The 23,344-nt window shown below is 37.5% G+C and carries 23 protein-coding genes, 1 riboswitch and 1 other annotated feature; of the genes, 14 read left to right on the forward strand and 9 right to left on the reverse strand.

The annotated features are described in order from the left end of the window. The first annotated feature begins 541 nt into the window (after positions 1-541). Entirely contained in the window at positions 542-1,519 is a 978-nt protein-coding gene (locus M3627_RS21200; protein WP_251557002.1) for a GNAT family N-acetyltransferase, read from the forward strand. 11 nt (positions 1,520-1,530) lie between these two features. Further along, on the forward strand, positions 1,531-1,992 hold the full coding sequence (locus tag M3627_RS18790; RefSeq protein WP_251557003.1) for an SRPBCC family protein: 462 nt from the start codon (positions 1,531-1,533) through the stop codon (positions 1,990-1,992). 771 nt (positions 1,993-2,763) lie between these two features. Here the strand turns inward: M3627_RS18790 and M3627_RS18795 are convergent. Both M3627_RS18795 and M3627_RS18800 read right to left on the reverse strand, forming a co-directional pair. Beyond that, complete coding sequence (locus M3627_RS18795; protein ID WP_251557004.1) at positions 2,764-3,252, reverse strand: DinB family protein; 489 nt, start codon at positions 3,250-3,252, stop codon at positions 2,764-2,766. Positions 3,253-3,471: 219 nt separating this feature from the next. Continuing rightward, on the reverse strand, positions 3,472-4,836 hold the full coding sequence (locus tag M3627_RS18800) for an aspartate kinase (protein ID WP_251557005.1): 1,365 nt from the start codon (positions 4,834-4,836) through the stop codon (positions 3,472-3,474). A 368-nt stretch (positions 4,837-5,204) separates the two neighbouring features. Continuing rightward, positions 5,205-5,431, forward strand: a binding site (T-box leader). Between the two features lie 56 nt (positions 5,432-5,487). Here M3627_RS18800 and M3627_RS18805 point away from each other — a divergent pair. The 3 genes from M3627_RS18805 to M3627_RS18815 all read left to right on the forward strand — a co-directional run bounded on the left by M3627_RS18805 (position 5,488) and on the right by M3627_RS18815 (position 9,581). Next, entirely contained in the window at positions 5,488-6,633 is a 1,146-nt protein-coding gene (locus tag M3627_RS18805; RefSeq protein ID WP_169360721.1) for a pyridoxal-phosphate-dependent aminotransferase family protein, read from the forward strand. Between the two features lie 31 nt (positions 6,634-6,664). After that, positions 6,665-8,251, forward strand: coding sequence for a phosphoglycerate dehydrogenase (serA, locus tag M3627_RS18810; protein WP_251557036.1), 1,587 nt, complete (start codon positions 6,665-6,667; stop codon positions 8,249-8,251). Between the two features lie 229 nt (positions 8,252-8,480). Continuing rightward, positions 8,481-9,581 (forward strand): metallophosphoesterase, encoded by a 1,101-nt coding sequence (locus M3627_RS18815; RefSeq protein ID WP_251557008.1) that lies wholly within the window; start codon positions 8,481-8,483, stop codon positions 9,579-9,581. 135 nt (positions 9,582-9,716) lie between these two features. Here M3627_RS18815 and M3627_RS18820 read toward each other — a convergent pair whose 3' ends face one another. The 4 genes from M3627_RS18820 to M3627_RS18835 all read right to left on the reverse strand — a co-directional run bounded on the left by M3627_RS18820 (position 9,717) and on the right by M3627_RS18835 (position 12,231). After that, positions 9,717-9,989: a YesK-like family protein gene (locus M3627_RS18820; RefSeq protein ID WP_251557010.1), complete on the reverse strand. Its 273-nt coding sequence runs from the start codon at positions 9,987-9,989 to the stop codon at positions 9,717-9,719. 73 nt (positions 9,990-10,062) lie between these two features. Beyond that, positions 10,063-10,560, reverse strand: coding sequence for a hypothetical protein (locus M3627_RS18825; RefSeq protein WP_251557013.1), 498 nt, complete (start codon positions 10,558-10,560; stop codon positions 10,063-10,065). 207 nt (positions 10,561-10,767) lie between these two features. After that, the gene (locus M3627_RS18830; RefSeq protein WP_169360724.1) at positions 10,768-11,553 is read right to left on the reverse strand and encodes an HAD family hydrolase; all 786 of its coding nucleotides are present in this window, start codon (positions 11,551-11,553) and stop codon (positions 10,768-10,770) included. A 69-nt stretch (positions 11,554-11,622) separates the two neighbouring features. After that, positions 11,623-12,231 carry a DUF3298 and DUF4163 domain-containing protein gene (locus M3627_RS18835; RefSeq protein WP_251557014.1) on the reverse strand — a complete coding sequence of 203 codons (609 nt, stop codon included), beginning with the start codon at positions 12,229-12,231 and terminating at the stop codon, positions 11,623-11,625. Positions 12,232-12,284: 53 nt separating this feature from the next. Between M3627_RS18835 and M3627_RS18840 the strand changes: the two genes are divergently transcribed. The 6 genes from M3627_RS18840 (at position 12,285) to M3627_RS18865 (ending at position 17,213) form a co-directional block, all read left to right on the forward strand. Beyond that, entirely contained in the window at positions 12,285-13,001 is a 717-nt protein-coding gene (locus M3627_RS18840) for an AAA family ATPase (protein ID WP_251557015.1), read from the forward strand. Next, positions 13,002-13,583, forward strand: coding sequence for a VanZ family protein (locus tag M3627_RS18845; protein WP_251557016.1), 582 nt, complete (start codon positions 13,002-13,004; stop codon positions 13,581-13,583). It abuts the gene before it with no gap. A gap of 56 nt (positions 13,584-13,639) precedes the next feature. Then, positions 13,640-13,801 (forward strand): Fur-regulated basic protein FbpA, encoded by a 162-nt coding sequence (locus M3627_RS18850; protein ID WP_169360728.1) that lies wholly within the window; start codon positions 13,640-13,642, stop codon positions 13,799-13,801. Between the two features lie 110 nt (positions 13,802-13,911). Next, positions 13,912-15,063 (forward strand): DEAD/DEAH box helicase, encoded by a 1,152-nt coding sequence (locus M3627_RS18855; protein ID WP_251557017.1) that lies wholly within the window; start codon positions 13,912-13,914, stop codon positions 15,061-15,063. 3 nt (positions 15,064-15,066) lie between these two features. Next, on the forward strand, positions 15,067-16,296 hold the full coding sequence (locus M3627_RS18860) for an aminopeptidase (protein ID WP_251557018.1): 1,230 nt from the start codon (positions 15,067-15,069) through the stop codon (positions 16,294-16,296). A gap of 14 nt (positions 16,297-16,310) precedes the next feature. After that, positions 16,311-17,213, forward strand: a complete 903-nt coding sequence (locus M3627_RS18865; RefSeq protein WP_251557019.1) for an SGNH/GDSL hydrolase family protein — start codon at positions 16,311-16,313, stop codon at positions 17,211-17,213. A 341-nt stretch (positions 17,214-17,554) separates the two neighbouring features. On the opposite strand, the gene M3627_RS18875 is transcribed toward M3627_RS18865, so the two are convergent. Both M3627_RS18875 and M3627_RS18880 read right to left on the reverse strand, forming a co-directional pair. Further along, positions 17,555-17,896 carry a magnetosome magnetite crystal formation protein family gene (locus M3627_RS18875; protein WP_169360731.1) on the reverse strand — a complete coding sequence of 114 codons (342 nt, stop codon included), beginning with the start codon at positions 17,894-17,896 and terminating at the stop codon, positions 17,555-17,557. Between the two features lie 36 nt (positions 17,897-17,932). Further along, entirely contained in the window at positions 17,933-18,997 is a 1,065-nt protein-coding gene (locus tag M3627_RS18880; protein WP_251557021.1) for a M20 family metallopeptidase, read from the reverse strand. Between the two features lie 100 nt (positions 18,998-19,097). Next, a riboswitch (TPP riboswitch) is annotated at positions 19,098-19,191 on the forward strand. 62 nt (positions 19,192-19,253) lie between these two features. On the opposite strand from M3627_RS18880, the gene thiT reads away from it, so the two are divergent. Together thiT and map are read left to right on the forward strand one after the other, a co-directional pair. Then, positions 19,254-19,832: an energy-coupled thiamine transporter ThiT gene (gene thiT, locus M3627_RS18885; protein WP_251557023.1), complete on the forward strand. Its 579-nt coding sequence runs from the start codon at positions 19,254-19,256 to the stop codon at positions 19,830-19,832. A 51-nt stretch (positions 19,833-19,883) separates the two neighbouring features. Beyond that, a complete protein-coding gene (gene map, locus M3627_RS18890; RefSeq protein WP_169360734.1) occupies positions 19,884-20,633 on the forward strand; it encodes a type I methionyl aminopeptidase in 750 nt (249 codons plus the stop codon). A gap of 20 nt (positions 20,634-20,653) precedes the next feature. Here map and M3627_RS18895 read toward each other — a convergent pair whose 3' ends face one another. Then, positions 20,654-21,382, reverse strand: coding sequence for a tryptophan-rich sensory protein (locus tag M3627_RS18895; protein WP_251557025.1), 729 nt, complete (start codon positions 21,380-21,382; stop codon positions 20,654-20,656). 158 nt (positions 21,383-21,540) lie between these two features. Between M3627_RS18895 and M3627_RS18900 the strand changes: the two genes are divergently transcribed. Further along, positions 21,541-23,343, forward strand: a complete 1,803-nt coding sequence (locus M3627_RS18900) for a M3 family oligoendopeptidase (protein ID WP_251557026.1) — start codon at positions 21,541-21,543, stop codon at positions 23,341-23,343. Position 23,344: the final 1 nt, after the last annotated feature.

Here is a 23,344-nt window from a genome sequence, read left to right on the forward strand (position 1 = left end):
TTGCGTCACCTCTAGTTAGTTTTACTCATTATACTATGATAAGAGGATGTAAGATAAAGAAAAAGCGATTGCGTGAACAGGTTCACGCAATCGCTTTAGTAATTTCATTGACTTTTTCAGTGCCCTCACGTATCATCGGGGTAACTTTATATTCTCCAATAAATTGGACAAGGGCTGATCTCCATTGGAGACCAGCCCTTGATTTGTATGAGGTAAAACATAATCTTTGAATTTTTAAATTTCATCCCGAATGTTCGGTGAATAATTTCCATGAAAGGTTTAAGCTTTCAATGCCGCGGTAAATTGTTCCACTGGTTGTCTTCTAACCTAAGCAACGTAAACCCTACCTTCTTTTACGTCCTTGCGACCCTATAATCGCTCCAGTGTGAATAAGTATGTTCAAAAACACGTTTGTAGAATGCCAAATTTCTTTTTTATGTTCTACCTAAATTGTTAACAACCTATAATATATCATTTTTTTTATTGAAGGTCAATAGATTTATGATAAACTATTCTAAACAATGACAAGGCTGGTGGGAAAATGGAAGTATGGGATACGTTTAATCATTACAGAGAGAAAACAGGAAAAACTCATATCCGTGGAGAAGAAATGGAAGAAGGGGTCTTTCATGAAGTTGTCCATGTTTGGATCATGAATGATGAAGGACAGCTTTTAATACAAAAACGTCAGGCTTGGAAAACAGGCTGGCCAAATATGTGGGATTGTGCCGCTGCAGGATCTGTATTAACTGGAGAGACCTCAGAAATGGCTGCGGTCCGTGAAACAAAGGAAGAGCTGGGAATTGATATAAATATGGAACAGGCAGAGGTTTTATTCACAGTTAAATTCTTACGAGGCTTCGATGATAATTATTTAATAAAACAAAATGTAGAGAAAGAGGATTTAAAGCTTCAATATGAAGAAGTGGCAGATGCTAAATGGGCAACGATTCAGGAAATAAAAGAAATGGTGAAGCGTGGAGAGTTTATTGCTTATCATATATTAGACAATGTATTTGACATAATAGCATCAAAAATTAGCTTAAGAAAAGCAACAATAGAAGATGCGCAAGTGCTATATGAAATTCAAAAACAAGTATTCCTGCCACTTTATAAAAAATATGAGGATCATCAAACGACTCCTGTATTACAAACCTTTGAACGATTTCAAGAACGCTTGCATCAAGGTATCTTTTATAAAATTATAGTAGAGGATGAATTAGCAGGTAGTGTACATGTGTACAAAAAATCATCGCAAACAATGCGTTTGCATATGATCAATATATTAGAAAGCTTTCAAGGAAAGGGTTTGGCTCAACAGGTAATGACACGGCTAGAAATGATCTATCCTGAAGTGACTAGCTGGGAGCTCGATACCATTCTCCAAGAAGAAAAAAACTGCTATTTATATGAAAAAATGGGCTATGTACGTACAGGAGAACAGAAAAAGATTAACGATAACATGACTTTAATTTCTTATGAAAAACATTCAGGACTTAGCCAATTACAACCTTTATAGGAGGAATACCGATGCCAGAAATCGATCATCAAGTATACATTAAGGAAAGTATTGTTAGAGTATTTGATACACTAACAACGGCAGAAGGATGGAACGCTTGGTTTACTGATCAAACATCAATACATCAAGAGTCAGATGGAACTGGTGAGATACGTTTGAAATGGACTGGCTTAGGTAAGGACAAAAAGGATTTAGTGGATGGCGGTAAGATATTGGAGACCATTCCGAATAAATCCTTCATTTTTCAATGGACTCCAGGAGAAAGTGTTACAACAATTGAATTTAAATTAGAACCTTATCGAGATGGGACACTTGTTGTATTTAAGGAAACAGGCTATTCCAATTCAGATAAGGATATAAAGGCCTGCTTGAACTGTGCAGTTGGCTGGGGAGAGACTTTAACACTTCTAAAGGTGTACTTGGAGGAGGGGCTAGTATACAAAGAGGAAAGTAAAGAAATTCAGCAATGCTAATAAGTCGCTAGAAAGAGAGAGCGACTTGTGGATTGTAGTAATCTACGGGTTGATTGTCGTAAAGTAAGGCTGGATTGTAGTAAATTATGGGATTATTGTTGTAATTTCTTTTAGAACGAGAGAGTTGCTGAGTGATTGTAGTAATTTATTGGTTGATTGTCGTAAAGTAAGGATGGATTGTAGTAAATTATGGGGTCATTGTCGTAAATTTTTCTAGAACGAGGAAAATCTGTATCAGAAACACTGGCAATTAAATAAAATTTTTTAATAATGACTGTAAACATTATAATAAGAAACTTTCAAATGGCTATTAAGAACATAAATAGATGATGAAATTGGGGTTGGTGACAGTTTTTAGCTTTGTTTATGCGAGTAAATTTATTAGCGCTTTATCGATGCCAAAGCTGTTCCCATTTATTGATTGGAGCAACCAGACGGCGACTCCTACGGGATGAGTGAGACAGATAAGACATCACAACCACGCGCGTTAGCGATGGGTGATGGCTTATCGCTCACCCCGAGGAAAGCGTCCGGCTGGGGCGGAAATCAATTCTACTCTCTGATTTAAGATTTCTTTGCATCATAAATCAACCCTACCCTTTAACATAGCCATATTTTATTACCCTGTAACTTGTTTTTTCTCTAAATATTTGTATATTGGATACGATTCTTAATGGAGCAAAGTTAATGTTTTGGACATAATAACAGACAACCGAAATGTGGGTCATGTTTTCTAAATCATACTTTAGAAAGTACCACGTATAATCACCTCTAATCTACTGTTCCTAACACATCTGTATTAGGAGGTTCATAACCCATCTGGCGTGCCATAACCATAATCTGTCCTTTGTGATGGAATTCATGAGTGATTGTATGCATGAGCAATTTACGAGGTGTCATTGATATCGGTTCTCCTCCTTCTCTCCAAGGAATCTGCCTCTTTATCGGCTTATCCATTTGTTGTGCGAATACTTCAAATACCTCATTTACATAAGAATCTACTTGTTCAAAGTGTACTTTTATTTCATTCCAACCGAGTTCCAACAGTTTTTCCTTTGAAGTGAGAGGTTTCTTTGTTTTCAATAAAACAAATGAGCCAAGCCAAGCATGATAACAGTCTGCTATGTGAACCAGCGTGTCTCTTACACTTTGCCAACCAAAGTTATTTTCTTGAGTAAAGTCACTTGGATCTAGTTCACTACAAAAATCAAGAAGTATCATTCGAGTCTGTCTAACCCACTCATATTCGTTTTGAGTCACTATACCCACCCCTTATAGATGTCATACCTTTATATTCTCTATTTCGAACTAGATTCCTTCTTAAACTAACCTTCACACGTGAGTTTAAACGTAACATTTAACACAATTCCACCTTACAAAAATCTACTCTTACCTTTAACATAGCTAAATAAAAAAAGTCTCAGAAATTTTACGAATGGTAAAATTTCTGAGGCTTATGAAATTTCTAATGAAATTGCATCATACTATCACAGGAGCAAAAAACTCCTGGTAGAGCTCTCGAAGAATTTTGTTTTCATTGCTTTGATGAACACCAAAGGAAAGGCTGACCTCTGACGATCCTTGGTTAATCATTTCAATGTTAGCTCCAGTTCGAGCAATGGCTGTGGCAGCTCTAGCTGCTAGGCCGGTGCTATTGTTCATGCCCTCTCCAACGACTACAATCATGGAGAACTCATGTCGGAAATGGGCATCTTCTGCGTGTAATTCCTCCTTAACCCTCTTTACTATTCTGTCCTCTTTTTCGGGTGTTAGCTGGTGGCTTCGAAAAATCACAGATATATCATCTAAACCTGAAGGAGTATGCTCATAGGAAATATGCTCTTCCTCTAGAATTTGAAGTAGCTTGCGGCCAAAACCGATCTCTCGGTTCATCAAATACTTACTGACGTATAGTATAGAGAATCCACTATCAGCTGAAATCCCAGTTATAGGTCTTCGATTCACTTTTCTGGATGAGACAATCTTGGTGCCAGGTGCAGAGGGGTTATTCGTGTTTTTAATGCATACCGGAATTTTAGCCTTGTATACCGGCATTAATGCTTCATCGTGGAATACAGAGAAACCGGCATACGAAAGCTCACGCATTTCTCGGTATGTGATTTCCTCTATTTCCACAGGACAGTTAACTACTTTCGGATTTGCACAAAAAACAGAATCCACGTCGGTAAAGTTTTCGTAAAGCTCAGCTTGAATAGAGGCTGCTAATATGGATCCGGTTATATCTGATCCACCTCTATCAAAAGTCCGTAGTAAGCCCTTTTTTGTATAACCAAAAAATCCAGGGAAAACAATCACTTCACTAGTATTTTTTAGACTCGTATGGAGGTTTTGATAAGCCTCCGGGAGTGCCATTGCCCGCTCGGGTAAGTCATTTATTAACAGACCTGCTGACTTAGGACACATGTATCTAGCTGGAATTCCGATGCTTGTGAAATAAGTAGAAATAAGCTTCGCATTATTATCCTCTCCGCTTGCTTTTAAGGAATCCATAAATAAACTATGATTTTCTTGTTTCATAGATAGCCTTGAACGTAAATCCTCTTCAATTACATCACAAATGAGTAAATCTAAGTCTAAGCCTAGAGCAATTTCCTTGTAGCGATCTAACACAGCATCAAGGCAAGGCTCTACATTTTCACCATGTAAGGCAGCGTTGCCTAGGTTTATTAATAAATCGGTCACTTTTTTATCTTGTTCAAAACGTTTGCCTGGTGCTGAAACGACTACGTATTTTCTTTTAGAATTAGCCTTTACGATTTCAGCAACCTTTTTAATTTGTTCTGCGCTCGCTACCGATGTTCCTCCAAATTTACTTACGATCATCTCATCAAATCCTTACTATTTTCGATTAATTGTATTTATGGGAAAAACAAATGATTTTATACAGTGTACAAATATTAATCATGTTCGTCAATACGTTAGTCAATATTTAATAAAAAATATTTCATATAAGTGTATGATTCTGTGATTAATTATATTATTGTTCGTAATTAGGTTATTTAATTAAATAAAACAACGGATTGTCCATCTTGAATCATTTTATATACGAATAATAAATATTTTTAATTTTTTAAAATAGCATAATATCAACGTTTATATACGATGTAATAAAATGATAGCGTTTTCAAGTTTTCAAACTATATTGACAACTAAAAATATCCTGCGTATGATAGGGATAATTCAATAAGTGATAAACGATTTTGACAGAGATAAGCTTTACATTTTGTAAATCTACAGAGAGCTGATGGTTGGTGCAAATCAGTGGTTTCGTATGTGAGGTAGCACTCTTGAATCGGTGGGCTGAAGTCAGTAGGCTCATCCGTGAATGCGCGTTAAGCATGTGACTTAAGAGGCTGCAGTATGTTTGCAGTAAATTTGGGTGGTACCGCGTGAGTTATTTTAGCTCTTCGCCCCTTACATTAATGTAGGGGACGAAGGGCTTTTTTGTTTTTCCAAAATAAGGAGGAGATTTGTATGCTTCAAGATCAAACCATTTTACGTATTCCAGGACCAAGTCCAATTCCACCGAGTGTGCAACGAGCGATGAATCAATCAATGATTGGTCATAGAGGAAAAGAAACCTCAGATATGCTTAAGCGTATTACCCCTGGTTTGAAGAAAGTGTTTGGTACAGACCAAGAGGTTGCCATTATTGCTGGGAGTGGGACTGCAGGTTTAGAAACGGCAGTTGTGAATGTCGTAAAGCCAGGGGAAGAAGTGCTTGTTGTAGTAACAGGTGCGTTTGGAGATCGTTTCACTAAGATTTGTGAGGCCTATCATATTAAAACACACGTATTAAGTACTGAATGGGGCAAGGCATTAGATCCACAAGAAGTTAAGGCATTTCTAGTAAAGCATCCACAAGTAAAAGCAGTATTTTCTACTTATTGTGAGACATCCACTGGAGTTTTAAATCCAATTGATCAGCTAGCTTTAGCCGTACAAGAGGTGTCAGAGGCTTTAATCGTAGTAGATGGAGTTTCATGTGTGGCAGGAGTAGAAACAAAAATGGATGAGTGGGGAATCGATGTAATGGTCACTGGTTCTCAGAAGGCATTCATGCTTCCTGCAGGTTTAACGTTCGTCGCTGCTAGTGCAAAAGCTTGGAAAGTGATCGAAGAAAACGATCAGCCTAGATTTTATTTGAACCTAAAAAAATATAGAGATAATTTACTAAAAGATACTACACCGTTTACTCCCGCCTTATCATTATTATTTGGACTTGAGCAGGTGCTGAACTTATTGGAGACAGAAGGTCTTGAAAACGTATATGCTCGCCATGAGCTAATGAAAAATATGACTCGTGCAGCGTTTAAAGCACTAGACATTCCATTACTGACAACAGATGAGGATGCTTCCCCAACTGTTACGGCTGTTCAGCCAGAGGATTTTGATGCAGAAGAGTTCCGTAAGATTCTGAAGAATGAATTCGCGATATCCATAGCAGGCGGCCAGCAGCATTTAACGGGCAAAATCTTCCGAATTGGGCATATGGGCTATTGCTCTCCAGCAGATCAGCTGCAGATCATTAGTGCGATAGAGATAGCTCTAAAAAAACTAGGTAAGGATATTGAGCTTGGAAAAGGAACAGCAGCGGCGCAACGAGTTTATTTAGCATAAGTAAAACTTAATGAGAAGGAGCAGATGAATGATGACTTACAATATACTAATTAGCGACCCACTTAGCGAGGATGGTATTTTCCCTTTAAGGGAGGCAGAGGGATTTAATATAGTAGTAGATACAGATCTAACCCCTGATCAGCTGGCAGAAAAAATTGGAGAATTCGATGCTTTGCTTGTGCGAAGTCAAACTCAGGTTACTCGGGAAATTATTGAAAAGGCAACGAACCTAAAAATTATAGGCAGAGCTGGAGTTGGAGTAGATAATATCGATCTTCCTGCAGCAACAGAGCGTGGAATTATTGTTGTTAATGCACCGGATGGCAACACCAACTCTGCTGCTGAGCATACTATTGCAATGTTAATGTCGCTTGCTAGAAAAATTCCGCAAGCATTCCATTCCTTAAAAAATAAAAAATGGGATCGCAAAACGTATATTGGAGTAGAGGTAAAGAATAAAACATTGGGTGTCGTTGGATTTGGTCGAATCGGTCAAGAGGTTGCAGTTCGTGCAAAGGGTCAACGAATGAACGTAATTGCCTACGATCCTTTCTTAACTCCTGAAAAAGCAGAGAAGCTTGGCGTACAATTTGGTACAGTGGAGGATGTTATTAAAGCAGCAGATTTCATCACTATACATACTCCTTTACTTAAAGAAACACGCCACTTAATTAATAAGGACGCATTTGAAAAGATGAAGGACGGTGTACAAATCATTAACTGTGCCCGCGGCGGAATTATCGATGAGGATGCTTTATACGATGCGATTCTTTCTGGTAAGGTGGCTGGGGCAGCACTAGATGTGTTTGAAGAAGAGCCATTCGTAGAGCATAAGCTGTTAACATTGCCACAGGTTATTGCTACCCCACATTTAGGGGCTAGCACAGTAGAAGCACAAGAAATAGTAGCGATTGATGTGTCATACGATGTAGTAAGCTTTTTAACAGAAGGAGTCGTAAAAAATCCAGTTAATCTTTCTTCAGTACCGAAGGACATATTGGCAAAAATTGAACCATATTTCAACCTGGTCGAACAGCTTGGATCCTTCTTGAGCGATTTAGTGGAGGGACCTCCAGAAGAAATAAATATTACCTACGCTGGCGAGCTTTCTAATTTTGATACACGCCCATTATCTCGAAACGCAGTTAAGGGCTTCCTAAAAAGCAAGTTAGGCGAGTCTGTAAACGATGTGAACGCAAAATTCCTTGCTGATCGTCTTGGCATTTCTATTAATGAATTAAAAACCACAAACTCTAAAGGATTTACAAGTCTAATTACAGTGGAAGTAAAAACTGCTACTGAATCACGGAAAGTGTCTGGTACATTATTGAATGGACTAGGAGGACGAATCGTTCGAGTGGATGACTTTATCGTAGATGTGGTCCCTAACGGATATTTACTATTTATCCGTCATAAAGACCAACCAGGTGCAATCGGGCGTGTAGGCATGCTGCTTGCAGAGGAAGGCGTGAATATTGCAACGATGCAGGTGGGACGCTCTGAAGTAGGCGGTGATGCAATCATGATGCTTACAATCGACAAGCATATAGAGGGTAAAGGCATTGAGAAACTAAAAGGACTAGCAGATATATTCGATGCAACACCTATAGATTTATAAGTGAAAATTTAAAAGCTTAGTTTAAAATTGAAAAATCATCTCTCGAGGTCTTCTAAAGAGGTGATTTTTTATTGGATATTTATGTTAAAATTATTATATGTGTTGAAGGTCTGCCTCAAACTACTTTCTCACAAGGAATATTAAACTTGCCTTCTTGGGTATATACTCTATTTCATAGAGGAGATAAGTTCTAAATCTGACATAATAAAAAGGAGTCTAGCTCATACATATGGTCATCCTAATTATCATCTTCACATTGCTGCTTTATGGCGGTCTCGTCTATTATATTGGCTGGCGGGGATATCGCTGGCTCCGTCCGGAATCGTCAAGTCGCCGCTTCAAATTACTTTACAGCTTCATCGTAGTACTGGCAGCCAGCTCTTTAATTGTCGGTTTTACATCGGGAATCACCTTTATAAATATTGTGGGTGCTTACTGGATGGCCTGCTTTTATTTACTGTTGCTATTAGTTCCTCTTGCTCATATAACAGTTATCCTATTACGTTATACCAGGCTACCGAGACACAGTACACAAAAGTGGGCAGGTTTCGTCACTTTGGGTCTAGTTGTTTTTTTTCTTGCATACGGCACATATAACGCATACAGTCCCATTGTTCGTAGCTATGATATTAAGATAGCTAAAGGCTCCTCAAATCTGGATGGTCTTCATATTGCATTGGCAGCAGATACACACTTTGGTTTGCTGTCTGGTAAAAGTCACGCTGAGCGGTTAGTTAAGGAAATCAATGCACTCAATCCAGATATAATCTTACTACCTGGTGATCTCTTTGATGATGATATTCAACCATTTTTTGATCAGAGAATAGATCAGATATTATCTAAGCTTGATGCACCTTACGGAGTTTATGCATCGCTTGGCAATCATGATAGGCATGACGGTACCATGCAGGAACTAATAGATGCATTGGAGAACAGCGGAATCAATATACTTTACGATGATATAGTAGAGGTTCAAGGGAAATTTACGCTCATTGGTCGAAAAGACCGCATCGACAAGGACAGGTTACCTTTAGATTCACTGATGGATGATGTGAACCTTTCAAATCCAACTATTTTATTGGATCACCAGCCATATGAGCTTGATATTGCACAGCAGCAAGGCATTGACTTGATGGTGTCAGGTCATACGCATGGGGGACAAGTCTTCCCAGGCAATTTAATTACTAGTGCTATTTATGAAAATGATTGGGGACATCTGCAAAAGGAAACGATGCATTCTGTTGTGACATCCGGTTTTGGCTTTTGGGGTCCGCCGATTCGGATTGGTACACGCTCAGAGATAGTGATGATACAAATCGAGTTTGAATAAATGGTGCTGTTCCAAGCTGCAAAGTGACATTCCAAATAGAAGGGGCAATAAGTCTAGAGAGGCCATCGACGTAAACGATGGGTTAAGGCTTATTGCTCACCACACGAGAGAGGGAGGCGAATAAATTCTACTTTATTAATTTGAACTCCCTGAAATAAATCCAATACCAGTACCTACCCATATTCCTATTAATATACTAATTGTAAATAATCCGATTCCCATGCCTTCCCAACCACCAACTCCAATTACGCTAAAAATAATTACCCCAATGCAAATCATACTTAGTACAGTAGAAGTGGAAAATAAAGATTTTCTTGAAACTTTACGAGATGTTATAAACATCCCAATTGCAAACACAATTCCGCTAAGCAATATAGGAGTCCATCCTTCTAACATCAAAGCATCCATTTCATTACCTCCTGTGAAGTTTTTCAGCAACATACCTAAGATTTTTACTTGAAAAATTTCATCTTAACTTTATTTATTCATAGTTAACTTTAATGGGACCATATCGCGACCAGCCATCGTATCCACTAAATTCGAACTTTAAAAATCCAATGGGTTCTACTTCATGTATCGTTAAAACAACTACTGCTTTTGATGGTTCTCTTGTTTTATAATAAGCTAAACTCTCTTCCGCTTTTCCACCGTTATCAATGTAATAATGTAAATATAAACTTGTATCACTTGATTTAATCTCTTTGCTGCTTCCAGTAATTTGGGCTGACTCTCCAGCTTTAAGACTTTTTATCGTCCCGACCTCTTCAAAGCCTCCGTAAGTGGCACTATATGAAAAAATTAAATTAGATAGATCTTGATTACTCAAATTATTAACCTCTATAGTAACTCCTTTATCATAATCTCTAAACTCTCCTTGGTTTTCCATTTCCCAAGTGTATAAAACATAATAAATAAATATTACAAATGCAACGATTGGCAATGTAAAAGTAAGTACTACAGCTCCAACTATCTTCTTCAAAATAATACCCGTCTCCCTTTCGAGGATATACTCTTTTTATGACCATAATTCTTATTTTAACATAAATATCCAATTCAAAGGTTTACCTGAAAATAAACGAGTGGAGTATTCTGAAATAATTTTTTTGTAGTAGCGTTATATAAGCAAACTGTTAAAAGGCAAGAGTGCTGATTTAACAGCATTCTTGCCTAATTTAAAATTATATAATTATTGTTCTAATATATTAAGTAGATCATGTAAACTTTTAATAGTATACGTAGGCTGAATTTCCTCCGATACCGGCTTAGCTTCTCGATTGATCCATACGGATTGAATACCCGCACGAGATGCTCCAAGGATATCGGTCATTAAATTGTCTCCAACCATTAATACTTCTTCCTTGCTAACTGAAACAAGCTCAAGGGCATGCTCAAAAATAGATGGATCTGGTTTTCCTTTTCCGAATGCCCCAGAGATTATAATATGATCAAAGTATGGTGAAATTTCTGGAGTAATTTCAAGCTTTGTGTTTTGCAGGCTTGGTGAGCCATTTGTCATTAGTAGTAGCGTATAGTTATTCTTTAATTTGTCTAGTACTTCAAATGTTTCTTCATATACAAAAGGACTTTCCTTGCGCATACGTGGAAAATAACTTGCTAGTTCCTTTCCAAGGGTCTCGTCCTCGACGCCAAGCTTTTGTAAGCCTTGTGTCCATGCATGTTGTTGATAGTCAGCGATTAGTAGCTTCATCTTTTGAAAATCTTCTCCTGGATCATCAAATGTGCCCCATAGTCCCTCAAAAGGATTAATACCAATCATTTGGGTGAATGGACGTGTTTCATATGAATCATATAACTGGCTTGCCGAGTCACGAACGGATTTTTCGAGCTCTTTGGAATTTACGCTAGCCTTTGCAGCAGCATAATCACAGGTTTTCTGAAAAGCCGTTTCTACGCTTTTCTTGTCCCATAGTAAGGTGTCGTCCAAATCAAAAAATACAGCTTTTTTCTTCATCTATGTACCCCCTCCACTAACTTACTTATTACTTTACCTCAGTAAAGGGAGATATGTCACTAGCGTTAGCTAAAATGTTAATAATGTATTGAGCGGGCCATCTGTACGAATAATATCTTCTATTGATTTAATAGGAATCGGAAAGTAAGGAAATCCATATACATAAGGGGTAATCTCGTAGAGTTGAAAATAAATGACGATAGTATGATCGGCCAGATAGTAATCCTGGTCTGGTCTGATAGTAGTAAAATCCTCCAAAAGAGGAACCTCCCAAGCTTCTATTTTCATCGAAATAATTTGAGATAGCTTCTCTACATAATTACTATTTGGGTTAAACAAGTCCTTTAATGAATATTGCTTTCCAGTCATAACATCGAAGGTTAGGGACTTAGTAATAGTTAAACCATGAGCACCTCCTGTAAAGGAATAAACGGTAAGGCTTAAGCTTAAAATATTTCGCTCGTTTGTCTTAATTTCATAAGTTCCTACCATCTCCACTAATGACTCATTATAAAAGCCCTGTTCAATAAGGAGGTTATTTAAAAGAGAAACAATATCTCCATTAATCTTTTTTTCTGTTAAAGAATGAGGTAAGTTAGTAATATGAGGAATATTAACAGAAATGTTAGGTTTTGAATGGGTAATGTTTTTGTTTGTAACGCAAACTGGAAAATCCACTGTTCACAACCTTTCAAACATAATAGTAATTATATGAATGAAAGGAGTTTCATATGTTTTTAAAAAGAATAATGATTAGAACGGATCAAGAAATATCAAAGGATGAATATCCCTTTACTATACCTACAATCCAGAATTTTAGGGAACTTGAATTGACCAATAGCGTCACCTTCTTTGTAGGTGAAAATGGCACAGGAAAATCGACTCTACTAGAAGCAATTGCAGATCAATGTGAGTTTAATACAGCAGGTGGTGGCCGAAACAACTACTATGAGGTAGATGCAGCAGAGAGTGCATTAGGAAAACATTTGAAGCTCTCTTGGATGCCAAAGGCGACGAACGGCTTCTTTTTACGTGCAGAGACATTCTACCAATTTGCTTCCCATGTGATGGAAAGTGGAAGTGTTGGATCGTATGGAGGGAAATCACTTCATGAACAATCACATGGTGAATCATTTCTATCCTTATTTTTACATCGCTTTAATGGAAGAGCTATTTATTTATTGGACGAGCCAGAAGCAGCACTTTCCCCGCAAAGACAGTTGGCCTTTTTAAAAATAATGCATGACTTAATACAAGAAGAGGATTGCCAATTTATCATAGCTACACATTCTCCTATTATTTTAGGCTTTCCAGAGGCAACAATTTATAGCTTTGATGCTGGACATATTGAAGAAGTGGAATATGAACAAACAGCACATTATCAAACAACTAAATATTTTCTAGATCACCGGGAGAAATTTTTAAAAGAGTTATTGGAAGGTGATTAGATGCCAGTGATTATAGATTATTTAGATGAGATGCTTTATGCTATTATGATTTTTTTACCGGTCCTTATTATTTGGCGGCTCATTCGATGGAAACGACGTGGTTTTCATTTAAGGGAAGGGTTATATGAGCTGGGCGTGCTATTTCTAATTGCAGTATTAGTGGGATTATTTTCGCAGACAATTGTTCCTAAGCCTGAAGAGGAGCAAGCATATGTGCATAGTATTAACTTAGAATTATTTCGAGTAATAGAGGAAACTTGTAACGCTATTATTTACTTAGGGTATTGGGAACCCTTTTATATTAACTTCCTTGGCAATATAGTTTTGTTTGTACCAATAGGCTTTCTTTTTCCACTTCTTTTTAGGCGTATGGAGATTTTCCCCTTTCCTGTACTCATTGGCTTCTTTATTTCGCTATTTATAGAAATCGTACAGATTCCACAAAATAGAAGTAGTGATGTAGATGACCTTTGGTTAAATAGCTTAGGAGCACTAGTAGGTTATATCTTTTATCTAATTATTAAAAGGAAATTTCCTGTTTTTTGTAGGGTGTTCAAAAAAAATCAACCTACGAGTTTATAATGGTTCCGGTTTGGGTAAATATGAATCGGACAGTATAAAGCAAGGAGACATCAAGAATGATGATACAGAAGGACACACAAACAGAAAAAAGAAGAGACAATATTATAGAGGATTTAGTAAACAAAGGTGTTTTTAAAATTGATGGAAAACAATTATATGAACTGAATTTTTATCAATTAATGAAGCAATATATAAATGATGAGAAACAAACAAATTAGTGCCTATTAAAAGGCACTTTTTTTAATTGCATTAATCTACTTATATGGCTAATGGTCGATAATAAAAATGTGGTACACTTGATTCAAACACAGATGAGGTGGAGAAAAACTTGACAGTTATACAGAATTTAAATGAAACATTACAAAAAAAATGGGCAGAGGCTGAATTTGCATTTGAAATGCCTATCCAAACCCAACTAATCCCGCATATGCTTAACGGTTCAGATATAGTAGCAGAGTCCCCGACAGGAACAGGTAAGACATTGGCTTACGTTCTTCCTTTACTACAAAAGGTTGATCCTTCTAAAAAACAGATACAAGCGCTAGTCGTAGTCCCTTCACAAGAATTAGGGATGCAAATTGTAGAGGTATTTAGAGAATGGGCGTCAGGAACGGGTGTCTCTGTAGCTCAATTAATCGGTGGAGCGAATATTAATCGTCAAATTGAAGGATTAAAGAAAAAGCCAAATATTGTAGTTGGGACACCAGGTAGGCTGCAGGAGCTTGTCAAAGTGAAAAAGCTGAAAATGCATGAAATTAATACCATCGTATTAGACGAAGGAGACCAGCTCCTAAGCAGAGAGCATCGTACAACTGTAAAGGGTTTAATAGATGCAACTGTTGAAAGACAGCTTGTCGTAACATCAGCTACAATCACGGAGGAAATAGAGCTAGTTGCAGAGCGTATGATGAAGGACCCTGTCCGAATCCATGTGACAGCTGAGGAAGTGCCAGCTAAAGGCGAAGTCATCCATAGCTTTGTTAAAACAGAAACGAGAGACAAAACAGAGTTTTTAAGAAAGCTGTCGCACTTACCAGGCATGAGAGGGCTAGCATTTGTGAACAGCTTAGATCAGCTGCTTATGAAGGATTATAAGCTCTCCTACAGAGATGCACCTATCGTTTCCTTGCATTCGGAGATGAAAAAAGAGGAACGTAAAAAAGCATTAGATGATTTTAAAAATGGTAAAGTGAGTATCTTAATAGCGACGGATGTTGCAGCTAGAGGATTAGATATTTCTGGACTTACACACGTCATTCATGTAGATGTTCCACATTCTATTGAGCAGTATCTACATCGTTCAGGACGTACGGGACGAGCAGGCAAAAATGGAGAAGTTTTAACACTTTTATCATATAACGATGAAAAAACCTATAAAAAATGGACAAAAGAGATTCCGGGTAAAGCCGTTCAAAAAATATGGTATCGTGGTGAATTAATAGAAGGTTCATCCAAAACGATCGATAAAAAGGGGAAGTAAGTAATGGGGTTCCAACAAAATCTTGAGGAATATGCTGAGTTAGTAGTTAAGGTTGGCTTGAACATTCAAAAGGGACAACCGCTTTTAATTAATACCACTACAGATACGATTGATTTTACCAGACTTATTGTTAAAAAGGCATATGAAGCAGGAGCAAAAAGAGTTGAGGTCAATTATACAGATGAAGTAAATGCTAGATTGTTTTATGATATGGCACCTGATGAAGCATTTCATGAAGTACCAAAATGGGTGGTTGCACAGCGAGATGAATTAATTGAAAATAAAGGTGCCTTGTTATGGATTGATGCAGATAATCCAGATTTGCTAGAGGGAGTGGCGATAGATCGTATTTCGAACTATCAAAAGGCTTCAGGTAAGGCATTAGAAAATTACCGCAAGGCTGTAATGAATGATGTGATCACTTGGTCGATTGTAGCAATGCCTTCTAAAAAATGGGCAGCAAAGGTATTTCCTAACCTAGACGAAACAGAACAAATGGATGCATTATGGGAGCTTATTTTCAAAGTAGTGCGCATTGGAAAAGGAACTGCGGTTCAGCAATGGCAGGAGCATATTAACAATTTAGAGTCACGTGCAGCATTATTGAATGAGAAAAGATATAAAAAACTGCATTACAAGGCAGAAGGTACAGATATTGAAGTGGAATTGCCAAAAGAACACATCTGGCAATCTGGAGCTAGTAAAAACGCTCAAGCAGTGCCATTTATCGCGAATATGCCTACTGAGGAGGTTTACACTGCGCCACTCAAAACTGGTGTGAACGGTTTTGTAAGCAATACTAAGCCTTTTGTCTACCAAGGGAACGTGATTGATGGCTTCAAATTGACATTTAAAGATGGTGAGATTGTTAAGGTTCAGGCAGCTTCTGGTGAGAAGCTTCTGCAAGAGCTGATTCAAACGGATGAGGGCGCAAAATATTTAGGTGAAATCGCGTTGGTACCACATGAATCTCCTATTTCAGCATCTAATGTATTGTTTTTCAACACTTTGTTTGATGAAAATGCCTCAAATCACTTTGCTATCGGAGAAGCTTACCCGACTTGTGTAGGGGGAGCTAGAGGTTTAACAGCGGAGGAATTAGAAAAAATGGGTATTAACACTTCTATCGTCCATGAGGACTTTATGATTGGAAGCGCAGGTATGGATATAACAGGCGAATTAGCAGATGGAACGAAGGAACCAATCTTTATTAAAGGTGCATGGGCATTTTAAGGAGCTGATCTTCAGTGAAAAGATGGATAAGTTTACTTATGATTCTTTTAATTTTATCTCCTGTGTATTCAGTAGAGGCAAAGTCGCCAGAGGTTTATATTCCTTTAGGTGATTCACTTGCCGCGGGTCAAACACCAAATATGGCAATTGATGCAGGATATACCGACTTAATTTCACAAGAGTTGAAGAGGGCCAATCTGCTTGGATTCTACTCTAAAGGACTAGCATTTCCAGGATATACAACTAGTGATGTCTTGAAAACCGTTCAGTCAACTGAAGCGAAGGAACTTCTGGCAAATGCCACACTTGTTACCATCTCTGCAGGGGCTAACGATTTGTTAAGGCTAGTTCAGGTTAAGCCTGCAAGTGGGATGGTCGCTTACTCGCAAGTTTCCGCCAATTTTGCACTAAATAATGTTAGAAAAAATATGCAAGAAATCATAACAGAAGTTCAAGCTACTGCACCCAAGGCTAAAATATATGTGATGGGATACTATTTTGCATATCCGCATGTGCATGAGTCTCAAAAAGAAGGTGTCGGCAAAGAGTTAGATAAGCTACACACGATTCTACAAACTGTAGCAGAGCAAAATGGAGCAACTTATATCTCAGTGGATGAGTCATTCGATGGGAAAGAAAAAGAATTAGTACCAAGTGTTGGTGATGTTCATCCTACACTAGAAGGCTACCGTCAAATGGCTAACTCGTTCTTTAGTAAGTACAACTCCCGTATGCTTGTGTATGAGCACGAATTGCCTAAGCCTAATCCGTTAACTTTTGAAGAGCTTATAGAAAATAGAAACCAAAGTAATAATGGTTCAACGCAAACGCAAGCAAATGCACTGCCAATTAATCGCTATCTATCGTTTACAAACGGTAATTATATAGCTGTGGTTTTGCAACGTATTTTATCATAAAACACATTGCTCAAAAGGGTTATGAGCAATCAACTTAGCTGAGAACTTCAAGAACCCCCAATTTTATGGTTCATAAAATTGGGGGTTCTTTTTTAGCAAATAGTAAAAGACTAAAGACAAACTCAAATATCTTAGAGTTTGTCTTCAGTCTTTAATTTCTTTTATATAGCGTTAGCGTAAAAAGTTCAGCGCTTTACTGTTTTTTTCGATTTCAATACTTTACGAACAATTGGATATACTACTGGTGCCCATTTAATAGCTGACTTAACTAATCTGCCTACTTTCATAATCAATCCGCTCCTTGCTTTTCTATACTTATCTTATTCCCATTTTAGAAGCAATTAAACATCATGACGTAATACCTTGATTCCCTGGACAATGTTCCAAATGAACAGAACTATATTAATCAACGTATATAAGCCTATAAAAATTAATGCTGTAGTCATGCTAGACCACATGTTTGTTGTGTCGCCTGAATAACTAAGTGGGGAAAAGTTTGCAAATACTGCTAACATAAGAAACACAAAGAAAATAGTAGGAATAATATGTGAGATTAAAGACCTTTTTGCATGGTATTTTACCCCTTTATCTGTCGTAAGGAAGTAAACAATTATTGGAAGAATAAAGGGAGCAAATAAAATAGAAAAATAGGTTGATGCACTTAAAATTTTATTGGTATCCATACATGGTCTCCTCACATATTCTCGCTACTTTTTTAATTAATCTAAGACAAACTTAACAAGTATGTCTTTATATTCCTCAACGGATGAAATAGAAACCGATTCCTGATCCCCGTGCCAATCAGAGCCGCTTGGCCCGAACTCTATGGCTACCGCACCCTTCGCTGCATAATAACGAGTATCTGCAGCACCATGCTGTCCGAATAGGGTAGTTGGGGTTTGTCTGATAGCGTTACAAGTAGCTAAAAGCTTCTGGATATACTTATCATCTTCTTTATTAGTGATAGCTGGAGTATGACCTTGGAAATGTATTTCACTGCCAGGGTATTTCTCTAAAAGGCTTCTTAACTCTTTGGAGATTTCCTCGACGTCTTGTCCAGGAACAAACCTTAAAGAATAACTTATGATACATTCGTCTGGTACCATATTATATCGGTCTCCTCCTTCTATTTTTGCCAAATTTAGAGAAGGATATTCATAATATTCATTACTAGCCTGCATGAACGAGCATTTTCTTAAGTCTTGGTCAAATAACATGGCTTTTTCAATTGCATTTACTCCTTCCCACGGACGGCTGCCATGAGCAGATTTACCTTTTAGGTGAACATCCCATTGTAAAATACCCTTTGCTTGGAGTCCGATGTTAACATGAGTTGGCTCACCGCAAATAACAAAATCACCATGATAACCTTGTTCAACCAAGTGCTTGGATGTTTTTCCTCCTGTTTCTTCATCGGTAGCTATGTGTAGCTGTACTTTTTTGGTAAGTAACTCTTGTTTTTCTGATAGAACAGCGAAAGCTTCCATCATTGCAGCAACACCAGCCTTCATATCAGCTGAGCCACGCCCATATAGTCGGTCTTCTACAATTTTCGGTTCAAATTGCTCTGGGTTTCCTGGAACTACGTCAATATGACCGTTCCAGATTATAGTTTCCTCACCTGTTCCAATTTCAGCTACAAGCATTTGTTTGTTGTTTAGCTCATACGTTTTTGTTATAACGCCTCTTTTTTCTAGCCAATTTTTACAGTATTGCAGTGCTTCATTTGCACCTTCCAAATTATCACTCTTTATTTTAATTAGATCTGTTAGTAAATTAATCAATTATTACACCCCTAATAATAAATTTGTATTATTATATAATACCAATCGGGGTTGCATTCTAAACACCTATCGGATACAATGAACTCAAATAAAATAAATTCGAAACCACAAGGGGCGTCGCTACAAAGCGGCTGAGATAGTACCCTTAGAACCTGTAAGTTCATACTTGCGTAGGGATGTGGATGGAAACTGGCAATCGCGCGATGTCTGGCTCTGTCCCTTCGGCGTTTTTTTGTGGTCAAAAAAGGGGATTACAATGAGAAATCAACGTGTTGTGTTACTCGTGGAGATTGCTATTTTTGCAGCATTAGGCTATGTATTAGATTTAATTGGTTTTGGTATGCCACAGGGAGGCAGTGTTACATTTGTTCTCGTTCCAATCATATTAATTGCCTTTCGTCGAGGTATAGTGGCAGGCGTAGTGACCGGCTTTTTAATAGGGCTGTTGCAGGTTGTGACAGGACGCTTTTATCCAGCACCCTTATCATTTGAAATAGTAATTATGCAAGTAGGTATTGATTATTTTATAGCATTTATGGTTGCAGGGCTTGCAGGATTATTAAGACCAGCATATATTAAAGCATATGAACATCAAAATAAGATGAAAATGACAATAGCGGTTGTGCTAGGTGCTTTAATTGCTTCATTTTTACGTTATTTAGCCCACGTATTATCGGGGATATTATTCTTTGGGGAATTTGCTGAGGGCCAAAATGTTATCGTATATTCATTAGTTTATAATTCTACTTATATGATACCTGTATTTCTATTTGCAGCTTTTATCTGTTCGATCCTATTCGTAAAAGCCCCGCGCCTATTACTCCCGAAGTCATAAGATATATGATATGATATTCATACATCTAAGTGAAGAAGGGATCTTGTAAAGATGATAGTAAAGACAAATGAAGAATTAGAAATGTTAAAAAAAATTGGTCACATTGTAGCTGAGGTAAGAGATGCAATGAAGGCAGCAACAAAACCAGGCGTGACTACTAAAGAACTTGATGAAATTGGCGGTAAATTATTTAAAGATAAAGGCGCTGTTTCCGGCCCAATGGGAGAGTACGATTTCCCGGGGTATACTTGCATAAGTGTCAATGAAGAGGTTGCACATGGAATTCCAGGCTCTCGAGTGATTAAAGAGGGAGACCTTGTTAATATTGATGTTTCCGGTTCATATGAAGGTTTCTTCGCAGATACTGGTATCTCGTTTGTAGTAGGAGATGGCTACGAGGATAAGGAAAAACTTTGTCGGGTAGCAGAAAGTGCATTTAATCGTGCTATGACTAAAGTAAAAGCAGGTTCTCGTCTTAACCAAATAGGTAAGGCAGTGGAAAGAGAAGCAAAAGAAAACGGTTTACATGTCATCATGAATCTTACTGGTCACGGTATTGGGAAGTCCTTGCATGAAGCACCTCAGCATGTGTTGAATTATTATGATGCATGGGAGTCAACAATCTTAAAAGAAGGAATGGTTCTAGCAGTGGAGCCTTTCATTTCCGAAAAGGCAGAACATATCGTTGAATCAGGTGATGGCTGGACATTTGTTACTCCAGATAAATCCTTAGTTGCTCAAATCGAGCATACGGTAATCGTTACAAAAGACCAACCAATTATTTTAACTAAAATAGATTAAATAAAAAACGCTAACGAAATTTAATTTTTCGTTGGCGTTTTTTTTATAAATAGTATTCCAACCACTAAGACTGCGCTTAGGAAGAGGGAGGCTGCAGATATTAATAATTCATTTACATTATGACGTACAGCGATTCCAATGAAAGCCCATATAAAGACTAGAACGATTGCTCGGTCATCATAATGATATCTAAAGTGTAAGGCAATTGCAGTAGCTAACGTTAGGAATATAACGACCCATAAAGAAGTAGTTATTCCAAAGCCGCTAAACTCATAATATGTTAAAACATAATCAAGATTTGCTATAGTGGCTACAAAAATCCATCCTAGGTAAATGGAAATAGGTATTCTTCTTTTCCAATTGGATTCACTACTTGAGTAAGTTAAATATAAAAGGAATAAGGACCAAAGCAGCGCTAGTATTGTAATTAAAGCATAGCTAAAATGCTCATAATGCCATAGTAGAATCCAAGAAATATTAAATAGGCACGTTGCTAGAAATAATACTACTCTTTGTAAGGGAATCTTATGTTCAATTCTATATTCTCTTATAATATTCCATATCCAAAATGCTAATAGTATATAAATAACAATCCAGATGGAAAATACATAACCAGCAGGTGTAAAGAGGGCTGGAATTCTAGCAGAGATTTCCCCAGTCGTTTGACCATTAATAGGTAACGTATTAGCAAGTATATTTACAAGGATTGTTGCGAGATAACCGCAAATCAAAAGGATTATTTTGACCAAAAGATTCGCCTCCTTCTATATTTAATAAGTATACCTTTCAATCTAAGAGCACACAAATTCAATTATAGAAATTATGTGACAAAAAAATGAATAATTAGGAAAGTAATTCATGATATAATGAAAAATGTAAAAGTTTTTAAAATAGGGGGAATATTCAGATGTTAAAACAAAATTATCCAATCGTGTGGGATTTAGAACGATTTTTCCGTGGTGGTAGCAGCTCCTCTGAATTACGAGAGCATCTAGATAAAGTTAAGGAAAAACTAGAAAAATTTGAAATAAATGTTAAGGAAATAGTTGTCCCAGCCTCAGCTCAAGAGTCTAACCAAATTAGGCAAATAATCGAGGAACTAAAAGATGTAGCTGTCCATTTAGCAGAAGCAGGGGCAGTTATTGGCTGCTATCTAGCTCAAGACACAACAGATAAAAAAGCGACGCTTTTACAAGGCGAGGTTGGTTCATTGTATGCAAGGTTATCTTCGTTAATGATTACAATACAACAAGCGCTTAGCAAGACAGAATCTACCGTATGGGAAGAGCTTTTAAATACGGACGAATTAACCCCATTTAAATTTATATTAAATGAATGGAGAGAGCAAGCGAGTAAAATGCTTTCCGAAAAAGAAGAGGATTTAATAACTACCTTAGAAGTAGACGGTTATGATGCATGGGGCCAACTATATAACATGCTTGTAGGGGACATCCATATAAAAATGACTATCGATGGGGAAGAAAGAATACTTTCGGTAGGACAAGCTGATAACTTAAGCTCAAGTGATAATGCTGAAATTCGTAAAAATTCCTTTGAAGCGTTGGAAAGTGTATGGACTGAAAAAGAAGAAATTTTTGCGAAAACGCTTAATCATTTAGCTGGCTTCCGTCTGGCTACGTATAAAAAAAGAGGCTGGGAATCTGTCTTAGAAGAACCTCTTGCCATCAATCGTATGAAACAAGATACATTGGATGCAATGTGGGGAGCAATCTCTAAAAATAAAGCACCATTTGTGGAATATTTAAATAGGAAATCGGAGATGCTAGGCGAAAAAGCGATGCATTGGTATAATTTAGATGCACCTATCAGTACGTCTACCGAAAAAATGGAGTTCCAACAAGGAGCGGAATTTATCCTAAAGCATTTTAAAGAGTTTGGACCGAAGCTAGAAGCCTTTTCAAGAAATGCTTTTGAAAATGGATGGATTGAAGCAGAGGATCGTCCAAATAAAAGACCGGGTGGCTTTTGTACAGGAATGCCTGTATCAGAGGAATCCCGTATATTTATGACTTATAGTGGTTCCATGTCAAATGTTTCTACACTTGCGCATGAATTAGGTCATGCATTCCACTCATATGCTTTAAGACCAGTGCATTGGATGAACCGGAGATATGCAATGGGAGTAGCAGAAACTGCATCTACCTTTGCAGAAATGATAGTGGCGGATGCCTCTGTTCGCGAAGCAAAGTCCAAAGAAGAGAAAATTGCTTTGTTGGAGGATAAAATTCAACGCAGTGTTGCTTTCTTTATGAACATTCACGCCCGCTTCTTGTTTGAAACTAGATTTTATGAGGAACGAAAAGACGGCATTGTTTCTGCAAACCGGTTGAACGAACTAATGGAAGAAGCTCAGAGAGAAGCATATGGGGATGCTTTAGACACGGTACATCCGCATTTTTGGGCATCTAAGCTCCACTTCTATATTACAGGCGTTCCTTTTTATAATTTCCCTTATACCTTTGGCTACTTATTTTCTTTAAGTATATATTCAAAGGCAAAAGAAGAAGGATCTGGTTTTGAGGAGAAGTATATTGCTTTATTACAGGACACAGCAGTAATGTCTGTGGAGGATTTAGCGATGAAACATTTACAAGAGGATATAACGAAAGAAGCGTTTTGGAAGAAGGGAATTGACCTTTGCATTCAAGATGTTGAGGAGTTTTTGCAATTAACTAACACTAAAGGGTGAC

Source organism: Psychrobacillus sp. MER TA 171 (assembly GCF_023713305.1).
Lineage (GTDB): Bacteria > Bacillota > Bacilli > Bacillales_A > Planococcaceae > Psychrobacillus.